Genomic DNA, 18354 nt, shown 5'->3' on the forward strand with positions numbered 1-18354 from the left:
GTTTAAGCGGGGCTGCAGCCCAGCCTGTTGCCTGCACGGCTGCCCGGGTCCAGACTGGCCTGACCAACCAGTTGTGGAGGTGGCCATGTGCCGCTGGCTTGCCTATGTGGGATCACCCATCACCATGGATACGGTGCTGACCAGGCCAAATCATTCACTGTTGGACCAGAGCCTGCTCGCCCGGGATCTCCAACTGCCCTCGCTGGCCATGTCTTCTCAGTTCCGCGACCATGCCTTCCCCACCAACGGGGACGGGTTCGGCTTGGCGTGGGCGGGCGTCAACGGCACGCTGGGGCAGTACCGGGAGATCACTCCCGCCTGGGACAGCCAGAACCTTCGTCATCTTGCGGCGCAGATCTCCTCCGGATGCTTTCTGGCCCATGTGCGTGCCGCCCCCGGGGGAACCATCGCCCAGGACAACTGCCACCCCTTTGTCCATGCCGGGTGGATGTTCCAGCACAACGGTGACATCAACGGCTTCAGTGCCGTCAAACGTGAACTGACCTTCGATGTGGCCCCCGAGCTCTACCCCTTCATCCGCGGTAATAGCGATACCGAGGTCTGCTTCTTCCTGGCCCTCACCTACGGATTGGCTACCGACCCCGTCCGGGCACTGACCCGGATGATCCTCCGGATCGAGCAGGCCCGGAAGGACCGGGGCCTGGCCGAGCCGTTCCGGGCCACCATCGCCGCCTCGGATGGGGAGCGGCTGTACGTCCTGCGGTGGGTCAGCCCCGACGCCCCGGCGGTCAAGGCCCCCTCGCTCTTCCACTCCTCTGGAGCGATGACACTGCATGTCGGCGTCGGCTTCGGGGCCGGCACCGGAGAGTTGGAGATGCTGCCCGCCGACGCCCAGCTGGTGGCCTCCGAACCGCTGGAGCTGCATTGGAGCAAACGGCACTGGGTTGAAGTTCCCCCGGCCACGGTGGGGGTCTTCACCCGCGGCCACGACCCGGTCTTCACCGCCTTGGAAACTACCGGCGGCTAGGCCTGCCGCCGGCTAGGCCCCGGCCACCCGGGCCCGGGAGACGCGAAGGGCGGGGGTACCAGCGGTTCGACCCGCGGTACCCCCGCCCTTCGAGGCATAGCCAACCGGCTCGCGTTGACTCAGGTGTCGTGGCGGGCGCGTCCCACATCCTCATGTGCCGTGTCATAGAGTCGCTGCAGCGAGGCCATCCGCTCATCGCTGATCTCCCCGGCAGCATGGGCCGCCTTGCCCTGGTCGAGCAAGCGTTTGGCTTCCTTCATGTTGCCTTCGGCCAGATCCATCGCGTGTTCCAGGCTCGTCTCGTGTTCCATGCCTCAATAATGCGTCAGTTCAGCCCTAAAAGTCCACGATGACTTGCACGGGGAGGAAATGTTAATCCTTCCGTGTCCTTAGAGCTCAATACCGATGAGCAGCGACTCGTTATGCAGGGTGACCCCGAAACGTTCGCTGACGCCGTCGCGAACGGCCCGGGCGATGGCCAGCAGGTCCTGCGCGGTGGCCTCACCACGATTAGTGATCGCCAGGGTGTGTTTGGTGGAGAGCGAAGCCCTCCCCCCGGCCAGTGAAGCGCCCGGGGTGCCGGGGAGCCCGAAACCTTTGGCGAAGCCGGCTCGGTCGATCAACCAGGCCGCAGAGAGCTTGGTTCCGCCCTCGGCGGGGAAACGCGGTGCGTCCTCGGGCAGGGATGCAGCGGTCTCGGCATCGACGATCGGGTTCGTGAAGAAGGACCCGGAGCTATAGGTATCCCGGTCGGAGGGGTCCAACACCATGCCTTTTCCTGCGCGCAAGCCCAGAACGGTGGAGCGGACGGCTGTCGACTTCGCGCGTTCGCCGGCCTGCACGCCCAGGGTCCGGGCGAGTTCGGCATAAGCGATCGGAGCTCCCCATGCGGAGGTCTCCAGCACGAAACTGACGTCCAGGACCACATAACGGGGGGAACCCTCCACCGTGGTCGCCTTGAGGAGGGAGTTCCGGTATCCGAAGTCCAGATCGGCGGCACCGAAAACCACCAGGCGGGCTTCCTGCCGGTCCCAGGCCCGCACCGATTCCAGTGTTTTGGACACATCGGTCCCATAGGCACCGACGTTTTGCACCGGGGTGGCTCCTGCCGAACCGGGAATCCCCGATAAGGCCTCGAGCCCTACCAGGCCGGCGTCGAGGGTGTACCGGACGACGTCGTCCCAGGGGTGCCCCGCCTGTACCGTGACGCGGGTCCCGCCGGGCGCGCTGGCAATATCCACGCCCCGGGTCGCCACCCGCAGCACGGTGCCCGGGTAGCCGTCATCGGAAATGACCAGATTGGAGCCGCCACCGACCAGCAGGATCCGGTGGCCTGCCTCGTCCGCTTCCCGCACAGCGGTGATGAGCTCTTGCTCGGTCCGGGCCTCGAGGTAGGTCCCGGCGGGTCCCCCGACCCCATTGGTGGTCAGAGTGGACAGCAGTGGGCCCATCAGAGTTTGACCAGTGCCTGCGCCTTGACCAAGACCTTTTCCCCACCGGCCATGACCGTCAGGTCCACGCGGACCGTGCCTGCCTCGAGATCCATTGCCCCGATCACACCGGTGACATCCAAGGCGGTGCCCTGCGCGTCGGAGGGGTTCGTGCCGGCGGGATCCTCGACGATGACCGGCTTGGTGAAGCGGCTCTGGTAGTCGATGACCGCTCCCGGGTCACCGACCCAGTCCTCCACGAGCGTGACGGCGGCGCCCATGGTGAACATGCCGTGGGCGATGACCCCGGGCAGTCCGACCTCGGTGGCGAAGCGTTCGTTCCAGTGGATCGGGTTGAAGTCACCGCTGGCCCCGGCATAGCGCACCAGATCGGCTCGATTCACGTGCAGCGTGCTGCTGCCGATCTCCTGGCCTTTTTCCAGGGTGGCGACATCGATGTTGCTCATGCTGCTTCCTCTCCGCGGACGAGAATCGACGAAATGGTGGTGGCGACGGATTCCCCGCAGGCCGTGGTGATTTCCGCGCGCGTGGTGATCATCGCGCCGGTTCCCATACCGCGGACCTTGTCCACATGCAGTTCGGCCACCAGTTCATCGCCGGCAACGATGGGGCGGTGCAGGGTGAAGCGCTGGTCGGCGTGGACCACCCGGGAGAAATCGATGCCCGACTCCGGATCGGCAATCAACTGGGCATCGGCCCGTTGGGCGACGATGATCGCGAAGGTCGGCGGCGCCACGAGATCGGCATGGCCGAGCGAGGCTGCGGCTTCAAGGTCGTAGTGGGCGCGATGGGTGGCCTTCGTGGCCGTCGCAAATTCGCGAATCTTCTCCCGGGAGACCACATAGGTCCCGCCCGCCGGATAGCTGCGCCCTTCAAGGGCCGGATTGATGCTCATATGTCCTCGCTGTCAGGCACGTCGATGGCTGGAACTGCTCGGCCTCCAGCCTATGACACCGGGCCCCGGCAGGGGGCGAACGGTGGTGGAACGTGGCTCGTGTTCCCGACCACGCCCCCTCCGGTATGATGGATTGATCAAGTCAGCGAGTTGTGGTGAAAGGCGACATGTTCCTGGACGATGAGCAACGGCCCCTTTATGAAATCAAGGCCAACCTTTTCAAGGGCCTCGCCCACCCGGCACGCATCCGGGCCCTGGAAATCCTGTGCGCCGCCGAGGGTGGGACGGCCACGGTGTCCGACCTCTTGGAGCAGATGGACATCGAGTCCAGCCATCTATCCCAGCATCTCAGGGTGCTGCGTCGCCACCAGGTGGTGACCTCCGCGCGCCGAGCGAGCCACGTCTATTACTCCCTCGCCCACCCGGGGATCTCTGAATTGCTGGATATTGCGCGGATCTTCCTGAACGACCGGACGAGTGCGGGACCACGATGAAGGCCATGCGGCGCATCCACTCGTTCCTGCCGACCCTGAACGATTACGCCGAACTCCCCACGACCTGGCGCGCCGACATCCTGGCCGGGGTGACGGTGGGGATCGTCGCCCTTCCTCTCGCCCTGGCTTTCGGCGTGACCTCCGGAGTCGGCGCGGCAGCCGGACTGGTGACGGCCGTCGTCGCCGGATTCGTGGCGGCCATCTTCGGTGGCTCCCATGTGCAAGTTTCCGGCCCCACGGGGGCCATGGTGGTGATCCTCGCGCCCATCGTCGCCACCCATGGGGCGGGCTCGATCGCCCTGCTCTCGGTGATGGCCGGAGTGATCGTGTTGTCCGCGGGATTCCTGGGGGTGGGCCGCGCCGTGGCCTACATCCCGTGGCCCGTGGTGGAGGGGTTCACGCTCGGCATCGGGACCATCATCTTCCTGCAACAGGTCCCGCTGGCCACCGGTACCACGGCGCCCGCCGGACTCAACACCGCGGTGGCTGCCTGGTTGGCCGCCTCGACCTCGCTGTGGCCCACGGCAGCCATCACCCTGGGGATCGTGCTTTTGGTCGCCGCCTTGATGGTGTTCGGCCCCCGGATCCATCCCGGGCTGCCCGCCAGCCTGGCCGCCGTCGTGCTCATCACCGTCGCCGCCGAATGGCTCCAGCTGGATATTCCCCGGATCGGGGAACTCCCCTCGGCGCTCAGTGCCCCCTCCTTCCCCAGCTTCACGGTGCCCCTCATCGCCGACCTGGCGGGCCCCGCCCTGGCCGTCGCGGCCCTGGCAGCCATTGAATCGTTGCTCTCCGCGCGGGTCGCCGCCGGCTTGGTGGGCCCCAACGGCTCCGCCACGGGCCCTTACCAGCCCGATCGCGAGCTGTTTGGCCAGGGGTTGGCTTCGATCGCCGCGGGGCTCTTCGGGGGCATGCCAGCCACCGGGGCGATCGCTCGGACTGCGGTGAATGTGCGCAGCGGTGCTCGCACCCGTTTGGCCTCCGTGGTGCATGCCCTGCTGCTCCTGGTGGTCGTCTATGCCGGGTCCCAGCTGGTGGGACGCATCCCGTTGGCCGTGTTGGCCGGGATTCTCATGGTGACCGCTACCCGCATGGTCTCCCGACACACCATGGCCTCCATTCTGCGTTCGAGTCGAGCCGATGCCGCCCTGTTCGTGATCACCGCGGTCATCACCGTGGCCTTCGACCTGATCGAAGCCATCCAGATCGGAGTGCTCGTGGCCGCATTCTTCGCCCTGCGCACCGTCGCCAAGGCCTCAGGAGTCGCCCGGGAACCGTTGGAAGGCCCCGCAGCGGAGGGCGACGAACGGATCGCCATCTTCCGGCTCGACGGGGCCATGTTCTTCGGGGCGGCAGAGAAAATCCTGCAGGACCTGCAATCGGTGACGGGAGTCGAGGTGGTGATCCTGCGCCTGTCACGGCTGCGGATGCTCGACGCGACCGGCGCCCACGCCCTGGTGGAGATCATCGGGGCGCTGGAACGCCGCAAGGTCACCGTGCTGATCAAGGGCATCAAACCCGAGCATCTCCAGCTCGCCGATACCGTCGGGGTGATCGCCGCCCTGAGGCACTACCGCCACTCTTTCGATGAGCTGGAACCGGCGATCGACCATGCCCGCAAACATGTGCGTGAGAACCGCGAGGCCGACGAGGCCAGCTGAGCGTGTCTTAGCGCCCGGATTTCTGTTGGGGGGCTGGCGGGTTCTGCCGCCGATAGGCCTTCACATCTCGGCCACGGACCATCAGACCCCCCACATGGGTCAGCAGGCCGACCAGGATAATGGCGACCGCCGTGTACATCAGCGGACGGTTGGTGGTGTTGGCGCCGACCAACGCCAGGATGATGCCCAGTCCGGAAATGGACATGGAGGCGATCACCAGGAGCTTATAGAGGCTCGACGCCGATTCCCAGGGTGTGCTGATCATGCCCTCCAGTGTATCGGGGTCAGAACAAGGAGTCCTGCGCGGCGGGTATCGCCGTGGAGTACTCGCCCGGGGTGACCCTGCGCCCCTTGAGCACCGCGGCATCGGCGGCGTAGAGACGTTCCGAGCCCTCCAAACGCACACCCAGGCTCTGGCCCAGCACGGATTCGACGACGAAACCGTGGGTACTGGCGCTGAGCCATCCGGGGTAGGCATAGAGCTCCCCGGCATCCCAGGCAGCCAGCATCATCCGAGCCTGCCGGGGCGGGGCGAAGGCCTCCTCCGCGGGTTCGACCTCGAGCTCGCGGACCGCGGGATCCTCGGCGAGCAGGGCCAGCACGCGCTCCGCTGCCGCCTGGTGCACCCCGGCCAGCGAACCGGCGTCGTACACTCCAGTGGCAGAGGGGCCGCCCTGCCCCGGCTCGGTCAATCCCGAGGTTTTGGCCGAGGACCGCACGGCTTGGCTCAGACCGAGTCGTTCGGTGACCAGGTCCTCGAGTACGCGGACCACACGTCCGTCGGCTGCCAACGCCACGTAGGTGCCGTTGACGGCACCCTGCTGGGCGAGCCGGCGCCACTTATTGCCCTCCCCCGCGGTACCGACCTTGGAGGCCCCGTTGGCGAAGGTGGCGACGTAGAGCCACTGCGGGCGGGCCAGATAGGCGCGTAAACCCGGCGGGGCGATCCCCGAGCGGTGAAAGTCGTGCATGAAGCGGGCTTCGTCACGCGCCACGCAGGACCCACATTGGGTTCCGCGTTCGGCACGTGCGGCGTCGGGGCAATCGACGTGTTCCCACCCCTCGGTTGCGTGGACCAACGTATGGCCCAGGCACCAGCGTCCGGGGGCCACGGCGAAGGAGCAGCTTGTTCCCGGTTCCAACACGATGTCGGCTCCTGCGCCGTGACGGGTGCGCCGGGTCCAGGAGGGGGTGGTGCCATCGGCGGGCCATTCGATACCGCTACTGAGCAGGGCCGGTGATTCCATCCCTCCAGCATAGATGGAGGGGTTCGGGATGCTGCGGCCGCGTTAACGACGAAATCCGCCCCGCGAACGGGACGGATTCCTATGGGTAGCGGTGCCGGGACTCGATCCCGGGACCTCACGATTATGAGTCGTGCGCTCTAACCAGCTGAGCTACACCGCCACGAATGTGAAATGCCCGCGTCTGCGTCGGTTTCTCTCGCGAGTCGACACGGACGCGGGCTTTCCATTCAGAGCCCCCCACCGGAATCGATCCGGTGACCTCGTTCTTACCAAGAACGCGCTCTACCACTGAGCTAGGGGGGCAACGGAGAAAAACATTACCAGCATTTCCCGCCCGGATGAAATCGGGGGCACTCCTTGTGTTGGACGCCACATAATGAGCGCACGCACGGACCTCATCGGACCGACGACTACCCCGTCACCGCGGGCCCCTGGACGGGCTGAAGGCCGGGCATCCCCGTGGGGACACCCGGCCTTCAAACCTTGTCAGTCGGCGGGCCGCAGTGGGCCCTGCGGCTGCTAGTAGCTGCGGCCGCGGCCGCCTTCGAAGCTGCGCTGGGAGCTACGGGGCTTACGCGATCCGCCGGAGCCGCCACGGCTTCCCTCGTCCTTGCGGTAGCCTCCGCCGCCGCCACGGTTGCCGTCGAAGCCGCCACGGTCCTTGCGGTAGCCGCCCCCGCCGCCTTCGCGTTCGCGGCGTGGCGCACGGCCGGTATCCAGCTCCAGGCGGATCAGCTCGCCACCGATGCGGGTGCGGGACAGCGAGTTCCACTGGTCCTTGGACAGTTCGGCGGGCAACTCCACCAAGGTGTGGTCGGCGCGGATATCGATCCCGCCGATCTGGCCGGAGTTGAAGCCGCCCTCATTGGCCAGGGCACCGACGATCGATCCGGGCATCACGCGTTGGCGACGTCCGACGGCGATCCTGTAGGTCGCGTTGCCTTCGGTGAGGGTGCGTGTCGGCCCGCGGGAGCCGAAGCCATCCTTGGCGCCCTTGGACATGCGTGCCTGCTTGGCCGGCGGGGTTGGCAGTTCCTCCATCAGCAGCGGGCGTCCACCCTGGGCCATATGGGCCAGGGCTGCGGCGACCTCCACTGCCGAGACGTCATGTTCGGCCTCGAACTTCTCCACGAGGTTGCGGAAGACGCCCAGCTCCTGGGAGGCCAGGGTTTCGGAGATCTGGCCGGCGAAACGCTCGAGGCGCTTATCGTTGACGATATCGACGCTGGGCAGCGCCATGGCCTCGACCGGCTGGCGCGTGGCCCGCTCGATGGCGCGCAGCATGTGCTTTTCACGCGGGGTCATGAACAGGATCGCGTCACCCTGGCGTCCGGCCCGGCCGGTGCGGCCGATGCGGTGCACATAGGACTCGGTGTCGTGCGGGATGTCGTAGTTGAAGACGTGGCTGATGCGCTCGACATCGAGGCCACGGGCCGCAACATCGGTGGCGACCAGGATGTCGATCTTGCCGCTGCGCAGGTTCTCGACCGTGCGTTCGCGCTGCTGCTGCGGGATGTCGCCGTTGATGGCTGCGGTCGTGAATCCGCGGGCCTTGAGCTTATCGGCAAGGTCCTCGGTGGCCATCTTGGTGCGCACGAAGGCGATGACGCCCTCGTGGGCTTCGGATTCCAGGATCCGGGTCATCGCGTCGAGCTTATGCGCGCCCATCACCTGGACGTACCGCTGGCGGGTGTTCTTGCCGGTGGTGGTCGAGGACTTCACCGACACCTCCTGCGGGTTGCGCAGGTACTGCTTGGAGATCCGGCGGATGGAGCCGGGCATCGTGGCCGAGAAAAGGGCCACCTGCTTCTCCTCGGGGGTGGCCTCGAGGATCTTGTCGACCTCTTCCGCGAAGCCCATGCGCAGCATCTCGTCGGCTTCGTCGAGGACGACGTACTGCAGATGCGACAGGTCCAGGGACCCCTTGTTGATGTGGTCGATCACACGCCCCGGGGTGCCGACGACGACCTGGGCGCCACGGCGCATGGCCGAGAGCTGCGGGCCGTAGGGGGAGCCACCGTAGACGGGCAGGACGGTGAAGTCACCCATGTGCTTGGCGTAGGAGGTGAAGGCCTCGGCGACCTGTAGCGCGAGTTCGCGGGTCGGGGCCAGGACCAGAACCTGGGTATTGCGGGCGGTCCCGTTCTGATCGGCCAATTCGGCCATCCGTGACAGGGCGGGGATCGCGAAGGCTGCGGTCTTGCCGGTGCCGGTCTGGGCCAGACCGACGACGTCGCGGCCTTCCAGGAGCATCGGGATGGTCGCGGCCTGGATCGGGGTCGGGGTCTCATAGCCGAGGTCCTCGACGGCTGCGAGGACGCGGCCATCGATCCCGAGGTCGGAGAACTTCACCGGGGTCTCTTCGGAGGGGGTTTCGGGCGTGTTGGTGGACATGTCGGAAGACACGGGGCATTACCTCATTCATAGGGGCGGATAACCCGTGGCTCTGACGAGGCGGGATCCGCGGCACATTCGGACTCAAACACCAGTCCGGCCGCTCCCCTATGAAGAAACTGCCCGCTATTTTGCGGACTCACACACGATGAGCTCCTGCCTCAAGAATTGGGCAGGATGCGAGGGAAGCCGGATATCGGTGAGATCCCAGTCTACAGGAGGGTGCGGCACGACGACGGGCCGAACGCTGTGCGGTTGGGCACACCCAGTAAGCTGGCAGGCGTGAACAAACTTCCCCTCACCCTGCGACTGGCCGTCGGCTGGTGGACCGTGCTGGCAGCCGCCCTGCTGGGTCTGGGCATCGCCTCGTGGGGGAACTCCAAACTCTTGGACGACCGCGGCCCATCGGGGCTCGTGGCACTCGGAGTGCTGCTGGCCCTGCTGGGCCTCGGCGTTGGTTACGGCGCCTGGCGCCTCTCCCGCGGAAAACTGGCTGGGCGCGCCTGGCTGACGACCATCGGACTCATCGGCGGGGTTCCACTGATCCTGCGCGGCCCCCGACTCGGGGTCATCGGGGCGACCCTGCTCATCGGCGTCGTCCTGCTCTGGTTGCCGCCGAGCCTGGCCTATTTCAAGGAACAGTCCCGGGCAGCACGGGCCGAGCGCAAGGCCCAGCGCCGTGCCCTGCGCAGCCTTCCTCCGAAGTAGCCCGAACACACCGTGTCGCAGCTCACGGTGGGGCGATAGGCTCGGGGCATCCCGTCACCGCTTCGAAAGGGCTTCACCCATGAGTCTGCTGGCCATCATCAACGCGCACGTCGTCCCCATCGAGTCCGAACCCTATGACGGGGCGGTCATCGTCCGAGACGGCAAAATCGAGGCCAGCGGCCCAGATATCGTCGTTCCCGCCGGCGCGGACATCGTCGACGCGAACGGCCAATGGCTGCTGCCGGGGTTCATCGACGCCCACGTCCATTTGGGTATGCACCCCGAAGGGGAGGGTGGCGCCAGTGCCGACGTGAACGAAATGACCGACCCGATCATGGCGGCGGTCCGCGCCATCGACGCGGTGGATCCTTTCGACCCCGGCTTCGACGATGCGCTGGCCGGGGGCATCACCACGGTCAACGTCAACCCCGGATCCGGGAACCCGGTCGGCGGGCTGGCCGTGGCCATCCACACACATGGCCGCTATATCGACGAGATGGTGCTGCGCTCCCCCAGCGGCCTGAAGTCGGCCCTCGGAGAGAACCCCAAACGTGTTTACGGGGAGAAGAAGCAGACCCCTTCCACCCGGCTGGGCACCGCCATGGTGATCCGCAAGGCCTTCATCGAGGCACAAAACTACATGGCCAAGGCCGACTCCGAAGCCATCGATCCGCGCATGGAAGCCCTGGCGATGGTGCTGCGCCGAGAAATCCCCTGGCGTCAGCATTGCCACCGGACCGATGATGTGGCCACCGCCATCCGTTTGGCCGATGAGTTCGGTTACGACCTGGTCATCGACCACGGCACCGAGGCCCATCTGATTGCCGACCTGTTGGCAGAACGCAAGATCCCGGTGTTGATTGGTCCGTTGTTCACCACCAAATCCAAGGTCGAATTGCGCGGGCGTTCACTGGCCAACCCGGGAAAATTGCACGACGCCGGGGTAGAGATCTCCGTGATTACCGACCACCCGGTGGTGCCGATCAACTTCCTGGTCCACCAGTGCACCCTGGCGGTGAAGGAAGGGCTGGACCCGGTGACGGCGCTGCGCTCGATCACCATCAACCCGGCCCGCGTGCTCGGCCTCTCGGATCGCCTCGGTTCCATCGAAGCGGGCAAGGACGCCGACCTGGTGTTGTGGTCGGGGGACCCGTTGGACGTGATGCAGCGGGCCCAGCAGGTGTTCATCGGTGGCCGGAAGGTCATGGAGTTCGATGCCAGGACCCGCCTTCCAGTCGTCGTCGACCGGGCTGTGGCCCGCCCGTAGTTTCTCTCCACTCTTTCGAAAGGAGCCCTCGTGTCCCCCACGAATGCACCGTCCCCCTCGACCGCCGGCGGCCCGTTGGCCGGCTACACCGTTCTGGATCTGACCCGGGCGTTGGCCGGACCTCATGCCGGCATGATGCTCGGAGACCTCGGGGCCCGGGTCATCAAGGTCGAAACCCCCGATACCGGGGATGACACCCGGATTTGGGGCCCACCCTTCGTGGGTCCCGAGGACGACCCGCAGGCCACCTATTTCCTGTCCTGCAACCGCAATAAAGAATCCCTGTCCCTCGATCTCAAATCCGAGGAGGGCCGGGCCACGTTGACCGCGTTGATCCGCCGGTCGGACGCCCTGCTGGAAAACTTCAGGTCGGGGGTGCTCACCCGGTTGGGGTTCTCCATGGAGACGTTGCAGGAGCTCAACCCCCGGCTCGTCATCCTCTCCATCACCGGCTTCGGCCATGACGGTCCGGAGGCGAAGCGCAGCGGCTACGACCAGATCGTCCAGGGGGAGGCGGGGCTGATGTCCCTGACCGGTTCCGGGCCGGATGATCCCCAACGCGTCGGCGTGCCGATCACCGACCTGCTGTCGGGGATGTACGGCGCCTACGGGGTCTTGGCTGCCCTGCTGGAACGGGAGAAGACCGGTCGCGGCCAGGTCGTGCGGACCTCGCTCTTGGCATCGGCCATCGGTGTGCACGCTTTCCAGGGCACCCGGGCCACGGTCGCCGGGGAGGTCCCGAGGGCCCAAGGTAACCACCACCCCTCGATCGCCCCCTACGGTCTTTTTGCCTGCCGCGGCGGCAACGTCCAGATCAGCGTTGGTAGTCATAAACTCTGGAAGGCCTTGACCGGGGCCTTCGGCATCGATGGAGAGGACCCCGACTTCGCCACCAATGCCGAGCGCGTCCACCACCGTGAGAAGCTCATTACCGTGATCGAGGACGCCTTCAGTGCCTATGCTCCTGCCGAGCTGTTGGAGAAGCTGAACGAGGCAGGGGTGCCTGCAGGAAAGGTCAGGACCCTGGATGAGGTTTATGCCTGGGAGCAGGTGAAATCCCAGGGTCTGCTGGTCGACGTCGAGCATCCGGTGCTCGGGACGATCCAGCTGCCCGGCCCGCCGCTACGGTTCTTCGACGCGGCGACCGCCGAGGAGACCACCCGCACCGCCCATACGTCCCCTCCCCTGCTCAACGCCGATGCCGAGTCCATCCGGTCATGGCTCGAGGAGGAGAACCCCGCCCCGTCGGCCGGGGTCCCGGACGCCACGGATTAGGTTCGGCTGCCCCGCCCTGGGGGCGGGGCAGCCGGTTCGGTTACAGCTGGCTGAAGGCGCGTTCGAGGTCGGCGATCAGGTCCTGAACGTCTTCGATCCCGCAGGACAGGCGCAGCAGGTTCGCAGGAACCTCCAGTTCGGTGCCTTTCACCGAGGCGTGGGTCATCTCCGCCGGGTAGTTCATCAACGATTCGATGCCGCCGAGCGATTCGGCAAGGGTGAAGACCTGGGTGGACTCCGCAATTTTCCGCGCGGCCGTCTCGCCTCCGGTGAACTGCACCGAAACCATGCCACCGAAGCCGCTCATCTGTGATGCCGCCAATTCGTGGCCCGGATGGTCCTTCAGACCCGGGTAGAGGACCTTTTCGACTTCGGGACGGCCCAGCAGCCATTCGGCGACGGTTTGTGCGTTCCGGCAATGCCGATCCATCCGCACCCCCAAGGTCTTCAGGCCACGAGTGGTCAAGAAGGCGTCTAATGGTCCGTTGACCGCCCCGGCGGCGAACTGCAGGAAACCGATCTTCTCCGCCAGCCCGGCATCCTTGACGATCACCGCTCCGCCACCGACGTCGGAGTGTCCCCCGATGTATTTGGTGGTCGAGTGGACCACCACGTCCGCGCCCAGATCCAACGGCTGCTGCAGGTACGGCGATGCAAAGGTGTTGTCCACGACCAGCAGGGCACCGGCGTCGTGCGTTGCCTGCGCGATGGCGGCGATATCAGTGATCTTCATCATCGGATTCGAGGGCGTTTCCAGCCACACCAGGGCGGTCTGGTTGGCCGCGATGGCTGCGGCCAGCGCCTGGGGGTCTGCCATGTCCACGGGGGTGTTGCCGATGCCCCAGTCCCCGAAAATACCTGAGATCAGTCGGTAGGTTCCGCCGTAGGCGTCGTTGCCGAGCACAATGTGGTCTCCGGGGCGGGTCAGCGCCCGGATCAACGAATCCTCGGCGGCCAGGCCGGAGGCGAACGTGAAGGCGTGGGCCCCGTTTTCCACGGCCGCCAGCTGCTCCTGCAGCGCATCACGGGTCGGGTTGGTACCGCGGCCGTATTCATAACCGTCACGCAATCCGCCGATGCCGTCCTGGGCATAGGTGGTGGAGAAATGTACGGGCGGCACGACGGCGCCGGTGCGCGGTTCGAAGGCTTGTCCCGCGTGGATGGCACGAGTGTTAAAGCCGTTGGTCGGGCTGCTCATGGAAGTTCTGCCTTTCGCTGGAGGGGTGGGTCAGTGGTTCAGGTGGTTCAGCAGGTCCTGTCGGGTCAGCACGCCCACGGGGCCACCGTTGTGGGTGACCAGCAAAGCGTTGGCTTCCTGCAAGTGGAGGCGAGCAGCACCGATCGTTTCTCCGGCACCAATCAGCGGAATGGGATCGCCAACATGTTCGGAGACCGCCTCGGTCAAGGTGGCTGCACCGGAGAAGAGCAGGGCGGTGAGCTCACGTTCGTCGACGCTGCCAACGACTTCTCCCAGACGCACCGGGGGCTCGGCGGAGAGGACGGGCAGCACCGAGACACCGTACTCGTTCATGATGTTGATCACGTCGCGCACCGATTCCCCCGGATGAGTGTGGATCAACTCCGGCAGGGTGCCGGTCTTGCCGGCCAACACCTCCGCCACGGTCCCCTCCTCACCGTCGGTGATGAACCCATAGGACTTCATCCACGAGTCGTTGAAGATCTTCGCCAGGTAACCGCGTCCGCCGTCGGGCAGGATGACCACCACGACGGCGTCTTCGTCCAGGTCCTGCGCCGCCCGCAGCGCGGCCACGACCGCCATACCGGAAGAACCTCCGACCAGCAGGCCTTCCTCCCGGGCCAACCGGCGGGTCATCGCGAACGAGTCCGCATCGTCCACGGCGATGACCTCATCCGGGATTGCTGGGTCGTAGTTCCCCGGCCACATATCCTCCCCGACACCTTCGACGAAATAGGGCCTCCCGGTGCCTCCGGAGTACACCGATCCGTCGGGGTCCGCAGCGATGACCTTGACCTGACCGGTGGTGCGGTCCGCCGAAACCTCCTGGAGATAACGCCCGGTACCGGTGATGGTTCCCCCGGTGCCGGCGCCGATGACCACATGGGTCACTTTTCCGTCGGTGTCGTTCCAAATCTCGGGGCCCGTGGAGGCGTAGTGGCTGGCGGGTGCCGCGGGATTGGAGAACTGGTCTGGTTTATAGGCACCGGGGATGTCCCGGACCAGCCGGTCGGAGACCCCGTAATAGGACTCGGGTGAATCCGGGGCCACCGACGTCGGGGTCACCACGACCTGGGCCCCGTAGGCGCGCAGGACATCAAGTTTTTCGGCGCCCACCTTATCGGGGGCCACGGATATCGTCTGATACCCCTTGGCTTGGGCCACCAGGGCCAGTCCGACGCCGGTGTTTCCCGACGTCGGTTCGACCACCGTGCCGCCGGGTGCCAGTTTTCCGGATTTTTCCGCGTCCTCGATCATCTTCAACGCAATCCGGTCCTTGATGGAGCCTCCCGGATTCAAGTATTCGACCTTCACCAGGATCGTGGCCCGGACACCCTCGGTGACCTTGGACAGCTTCACCAACGGGGTGTTGCCGATGAGCTCCAGAACGGATTCCGCGTATTTCATGGAACCGACTCTACCGCCGGGCTACCGCGGTTCCCGGGTCGGACGAAACCCTAAGTCATGGACCGGGCACGCACCACCGGCTGGGTCTTGGCGCGCGTCGGTGGGATCATCGGGGGATGACCCCCAGTGCAGCTCCCGGCTACCCGGCACCGGCCGCCCTGCTGCGCCCGACCGGCCCGGTGGACGCCCCGGAGGCCTACGGCCAGTGGTCCGCTCCGCGGGGATACGACCTGGCAGCGACGCTCGGTGTCCTCCAGCGCGGCACTCATGATCCGTGCACCCGGGTGGGCGCGGACCGGGCCTGGTTGTGTTTCGAAACCGGGGAGGGAGCGGCCACCTTGCTGGTGATGCTGCACCGTAGCGGTGCCCGGCAAGCCGATGGTCCCCTTGAGGGGCCGAGGATTTCCCTGCGGGCTTGGGGTCCCGGGGCCTCCCGGGCCGTCCTGTCGGCCCCTGCCTTGCTGGGCGCGGAGGATGACTGGTCAGGTTTCGACGTGGGCCCGCGGGAAGATTTACCCGACTGGATCGGCGAGGCACGACGGCGGAATCCCGGCTTCCGCCTGCCCTCGACGGCGCGGGTCTTCGACGCCTTGGTGCCGGTCATCCTCGAACAGAAGATCACCACCATCGAAGCCCGCCACGCCTGGCGGTATCTCGTCTCCCATTTCGGTGCCCCGGCTCCCGGTCCGGCGCCCGAGGGGTTGGCGATCGCCCCCGGGGCCCACCGCCTGCGCCTCATCGGAGGATGGGACTGGCATCGGGCCCGGGTTGACGATTCCCGCCGTCGGACCGTGCTCCGGGCGGCCGAAGCGGCAGCCGGCATCAACCGGCTCGGCGCCCTCGACCTCGCTCAGGATCCGGGCGGGAAATTGCAGTCGCTTCCGGGGATCGGCCCGTGGACTGCCGCCGAAACCGTGCAGCGCAGCCATGGTCACCCCGATGCTGTGTCCATCGGTGATTTCCATCTGCCTGCCTACGTCGGCCATGCACTGGCCGGCACGGCGACCGACGATGCGGGGATGCTACGGCTGCTGGCCCCCTACTCTGGGCATCGCCAACGCGTGGTCCGACTGATCGGGCTGACAGGATTCCACAAACCGTCCTTCGGACCCCGGCTGGCGCCGATGGATCACCGTGACCGCTAAGGTCGGCACCGCGGGCTAGTTCCCGGCGACCATCCTGATGGCTTCCTGACGCATCTCCACCTTGCGGATCTTCCCGGAGATCGTCATCGGAAAACTGCTGCGGATTTGTACGTAGCGGGGGATCTTATAGTGGGCGATCCGCCCGCCACAGTATTCGCGCACCGTTTCCAGGGTCATCTCCGGGGCCCCTTCGTGCAGAATGATGCAGGCCATGATCTCCTCCCCGTATTTCTCGTCGGGAACCCCAATGACCTGGACGTCCTGGACATCGGGGTGTCGGTAGAGGAACTCCTCGATTTCCCGGGGCGAAACATTCTCGCCGCCACGGATGATCAGGTCCTTGATTCGCCCCTCGACCCGAAGATAGCCGTCCTGGTCCATCGAGGCCAGATCCCCGGTATGCATCCATCCGTCGGCGTCGATCGCCGCGGCCGTTTTCACTGGTTCCCCCCAGTAGCCCTTCATCACGGCGTAGCCCCGCGTGCACAATTCGCCGGTCGAGCCCCGGGGAACCACCTTTCCGGAGACCGGGTCAACGACCTTGGATTCGAGTTGGGGCATGGTCCTGCCGACGGTCTGGGTGCGGCGTTCCAAGGAATCGTCGGTGCGGGTCATCGTGGAGACCGGCGAGGTTTCGGTCATTCCGTAGCAAATGGCCACTTCAGTCATGTTCATCTCGGAGATCACCCGCTCCATCACCTCCTCCGGGCAGGTCGACCCGGCCATGACCCCGGTACGCAGGGTGGTCAGGTCGTAGTCGGCGAAATCGGGAAGGGCGAGTTCGGCGATGAACATCGTGGGCACCCCGTACAGGCTGGTGCCTCCATGGGCCTGCACGGCGTGCAGGGTCTCCTCTGGTTTGAAGGCCCGCCCCGGCAAGACGGTTGCCGCCCCATGGGAGAGCGCCCCCAGGTTGCCGATCACCATGCCGAAGCAGTGGAAGAACGGGACGGGCAGCACCACCCGGTCGTTCTCGGTGTAGCCGAGCAATTCGGCGATATGGAAGCCGTTGTTCAGGATGTTGTGGTGGCTTAAGGTCGCACCCTTGGGAAATCCGGTGGTCCCCGAGGTGTATTGCAGGTTGATCGCATCATGGGGATCCAGGGACTTCAAGGTCGCTTCAAGGCTCGCCTGCGGTGTTTGATCTGCCAGCTCCAGTAAGGACTCCCAAGTGAACTCCCGTCCGGGGTTCTGGGCGACATCCGCCGAAGCATCCCATCCGGTGGGATCAAGGCCGTCCGGGCGCGGCAGATGGATCAGATCCTGCAGCGGGTTGTCCTGTGCGGCCACGGTCCGGGCCATCGCGGTGTAGTCACTGCTCTGGTCCGAGGGTGCGACGGCCAGAGCCCGCATGCCGCATTGCCCGACGACGAAGGAGAGTTCCTCCAGGCGGTAGGCAGGGTTCACATTCACCAGAATGATGCCCGCCTTGGCGGTCGCGTATTGCAGCAGCGTCCACTCGGCACAGTTCGGGCTCCAGATACCCAGCCGGTCACCGATGCCGATCCCCGCAGAAATCAAGGCTCGGGCGAGCTGGTCGGTGGCCCGGTCCATCTGCGCATAGGTCCAGCTGCGTCCCGTTGCTACCTCGATGACGGCCGGATATTCAGGGAACCGGGCCGCCACCGATCGGAAGTTCTCCCCGATGCTCTGCTCCAGAACCGCGGGAACGTTGCCCCCGTGAGTGTAGGAATCGGCGCTAGCGGGGTTCTCGGTATCCATCATCGACGGCACCTTTCAGGGATTGCGGTCCAACTGTCTGTGATCCACAACATATCAGCCCCGCGCTGGCCTCTCGCGCCCCTCCCCGAGGGACGTCCTACGCTACTGGCCGGGGGTCTGTTCGGCGAGCTGGGCATGGACTTCCTGCATGTCGATGCCCTTGACCGCCTCGATCAGGTCATCGAACTGGGAGGACCCGATGGCGCCGGGCTGGGAAAACACCAGCACGCGGTCGCGGAAGGCCATGAGCGTGGGAATCGAGGTGATCCCCGCCGCCGCTGCTAGGCCTTGCTCGGCTTCGGTGTCCACCTTGGCGAAGGTGATGCCGTCATGCTTTTCCGAGGCGGCAGCGAAGATCGGGGCGAACTGCTTGCAGGGTCCACACCAGGAGGCCCAGAAATCGACGAAGACGATGTCGTTGTCCTGGATGGTCTGCTGGAACTGTTCTTCGGTGATGTCGATGGTAGCCATACCTCCACGGTAGCCTCCCGTCCTGCCGCAT

The 18354-nt window shown here is 65.9% G+C and carries 18 protein-coding genes and 2 tRNA genes; 7 read left to right on the top strand and 13 right to left on the bottom strand.

Annotation, left to right across the window (positions count from 1 at the left end; genetic code table 11):
* Positions 1-85 precede the first annotated feature (85 nt).
* The gene (locus AC3ZI9_RS12780; RefSeq protein ID WP_086999011.1) at positions 86-988 is read left to right on the top strand and encodes a class II glutamine amidotransferase; all 903 of its coding nucleotides are present in this window, start codon (positions 86-88) and stop codon (positions 986-988) included.
* Positions 989-1107: 119 nt separating this feature from the next.
* On the opposite strand, the gene AC3ZI9_RS12785 is transcribed toward AC3ZI9_RS12780, so the two are convergent.
* From AC3ZI9_RS12785 to AC3ZI9_RS12800, 4 genes are all read right to left on the bottom strand, one after another.
* Positions 1108-1299: a hypothetical protein gene (locus tag AC3ZI9_RS12785; RefSeq protein ID WP_086999014.1), complete on the bottom strand. Its 192-nt coding sequence runs from the start codon at positions 1297-1299 to the stop codon at positions 1108-1110.
* A gap of 78 nt (positions 1300-1377) precedes the next feature.
* On the bottom strand, positions 1378-2442 hold the full coding sequence (locus tag AC3ZI9_RS12790) for a UDP-N-acetylmuramate dehydrogenase (RefSeq protein WP_489924043.1): 1065 nt from the start codon (positions 2440-2442) through the stop codon (positions 1378-1380).
* The gene (locus AC3ZI9_RS12795; RefSeq protein ID WP_443425078.1) at positions 2439-2885 is read right to left on the bottom strand and encodes a MaoC family dehydratase; all 447 of its coding nucleotides are present in this window, start codon (positions 2883-2885) and stop codon (positions 2439-2441) included. Before AC3ZI9_RS12795 ends, AC3ZI9_RS12790 begins: the two co-directional genes overlap by 4 nt.
* The gene (locus AC3ZI9_RS12800; protein ID WP_441380313.1) at positions 2882-3334 is read right to left on the bottom strand and encodes an FAS1-like dehydratase domain-containing protein; all 453 of its coding nucleotides are present in this window, start codon (positions 3332-3334) and stop codon (positions 2882-2884) included. Before AC3ZI9_RS12800 ends, AC3ZI9_RS12795 begins: the two co-directional genes overlap by 4 nt.
* A gap of 167 nt (positions 3335-3501) precedes the next feature.
* Between AC3ZI9_RS12800 and AC3ZI9_RS12805 the strand changes: the two genes are divergently transcribed.
* Positions 3502-3828 carry an ArsR/SmtB family transcription factor gene (locus AC3ZI9_RS12805; protein WP_086999025.1) on the top strand — a complete coding sequence of 109 codons (327 nt, stop codon included), beginning with the start codon at positions 3502-3504 and terminating at the stop codon, positions 3826-3828.
* A gap of 5 nt (positions 3829-3833) precedes the next feature.
* Positions 3834-5489 (top strand): SulP family inorganic anion transporter, encoded by a 1656-nt coding sequence (locus AC3ZI9_RS12810; protein ID WP_443425077.1) that lies wholly within the window; start codon positions 3834-3836, stop codon positions 5487-5489.
* A gap of 7 nt (positions 5490-5496) precedes the next feature.
* On the opposite strand, the gene AC3ZI9_RS12815 is transcribed toward AC3ZI9_RS12810, so the two are convergent.
* The 5 genes from AC3ZI9_RS12815 to AC3ZI9_RS12835 form a co-directional block, all read right to left on the bottom strand.
* On the bottom strand, positions 5497-5754 hold the full coding sequence (locus AC3ZI9_RS12815) for a hypothetical protein (RefSeq protein ID WP_086999031.1): 258 nt from the start codon (positions 5752-5754) through the stop codon (positions 5497-5499).
* 19 nt (positions 5755-5773) lie between these two features.
* Positions 5774-6736 (bottom strand): DUF2797 domain-containing protein, encoded by a 963-nt coding sequence (locus AC3ZI9_RS12820; RefSeq protein WP_441380315.1) that lies wholly within the window; start codon positions 6734-6736, stop codon positions 5774-5776.
* Between the two features lie 86 nt (positions 6737-6822).
* Positions 6823-6896, bottom strand: a tRNA-Met gene (locus AC3ZI9_RS12825).
* A gap of 71 nt (positions 6897-6967) precedes the next feature.
* Positions 6968-7039: transfer RNA gene (locus AC3ZI9_RS12830), tRNA-Thr, on the bottom strand.
* Between the two features lie 216 nt (positions 7040-7255).
* Complete coding sequence (locus tag AC3ZI9_RS12835; RefSeq protein WP_086999034.1) at positions 7256-9130, bottom strand: DEAD/DEAH box helicase; 1875 nt, start codon at positions 9128-9130, stop codon at positions 7256-7258.
* 282 nt (positions 9131-9412) lie between these two features.
* On the opposite strand from AC3ZI9_RS12835, the gene AC3ZI9_RS12840 reads away from it, so the two are divergent.
* From AC3ZI9_RS12840 to AC3ZI9_RS12850, 3 genes are all read left to right on the top strand, one after another.
* Positions 9413-9838 carry a hypothetical protein gene (locus AC3ZI9_RS12840; RefSeq protein ID WP_158225902.1) on the top strand — a complete coding sequence of 142 codons (426 nt, stop codon included), beginning with the start codon at positions 9413-9415 and terminating at the stop codon, positions 9836-9838.
* Between the two features lie 79 nt (positions 9839-9917).
* The gene (locus tag AC3ZI9_RS12845) at positions 9918-11105 is read left to right on the top strand and encodes an amidohydrolase (protein ID WP_086999039.1); all 1188 of its coding nucleotides are present in this window, start codon (positions 9918-9920) and stop codon (positions 11103-11105) included.
* Between the two features lie 30 nt (positions 11106-11135).
* Complete coding sequence (locus AC3ZI9_RS12850) at positions 11136-12380, top strand: CaiB/BaiF CoA transferase family protein (RefSeq protein ID WP_086999042.1); 1245 nt, start codon at positions 11136-11138, stop codon at positions 12378-12380.
* A 40-nt stretch (positions 12381-12420) separates the two neighbouring features.
* Here AC3ZI9_RS12850 and AC3ZI9_RS12855 read toward each other — a convergent pair whose 3' ends face one another.
* The gene (locus tag AC3ZI9_RS12855; RefSeq protein ID WP_489923659.1) at positions 12421-13578 is read right to left on the bottom strand and encodes a cystathionine gamma-synthase; all 1158 of its coding nucleotides are present in this window, start codon (positions 13576-13578) and stop codon (positions 12421-12423) included.
* A 30-nt stretch (positions 13579-13608) separates the two neighbouring features.
* A complete protein-coding gene (locus AC3ZI9_RS12860) occupies positions 13609-14985 on the bottom strand; it encodes a cystathionine beta-synthase (RefSeq protein WP_489923660.1) in 1377 nt (458 codons plus the stop codon).
* Positions 14986-15101: 116 nt separating this feature from the next.
* Between AC3ZI9_RS12860 and AC3ZI9_RS12865 the strand changes: the two genes are divergently transcribed.
* Positions 15102-16130 (top strand): DNA-3-methyladenine glycosylase family protein, encoded by a 1029-nt coding sequence (locus AC3ZI9_RS12865; protein ID WP_443427017.1) that lies wholly within the window; start codon positions 15102-15104, stop codon positions 16128-16130.
* Positions 16131-16145: 15 nt separating this feature from the next.
* On the opposite strand, the gene AC3ZI9_RS12870 is transcribed toward AC3ZI9_RS12865, so the two are convergent.
* On the bottom strand, positions 16146-17855 hold the full coding sequence (locus AC3ZI9_RS12870) for an AMP-binding protein (protein WP_489923661.1): 1710 nt from the start codon (positions 17853-17855) through the stop codon (positions 16146-16148).
* Positions 17856-17954: 99 nt separating this feature from the next.
* Positions 17955-18323, bottom strand: coding sequence for a thioredoxin (gene trxA, locus AC3ZI9_RS12875; RefSeq protein ID WP_086999051.1), 369 nt, complete (start codon positions 18321-18323; stop codon positions 17955-17957).
* Positions 18324-18354 lie beyond the last annotated feature (31 nt).

It is taken from the genome of Arthrobacter sp. AOP36-F1-5 (assembly GCF_058137995.1).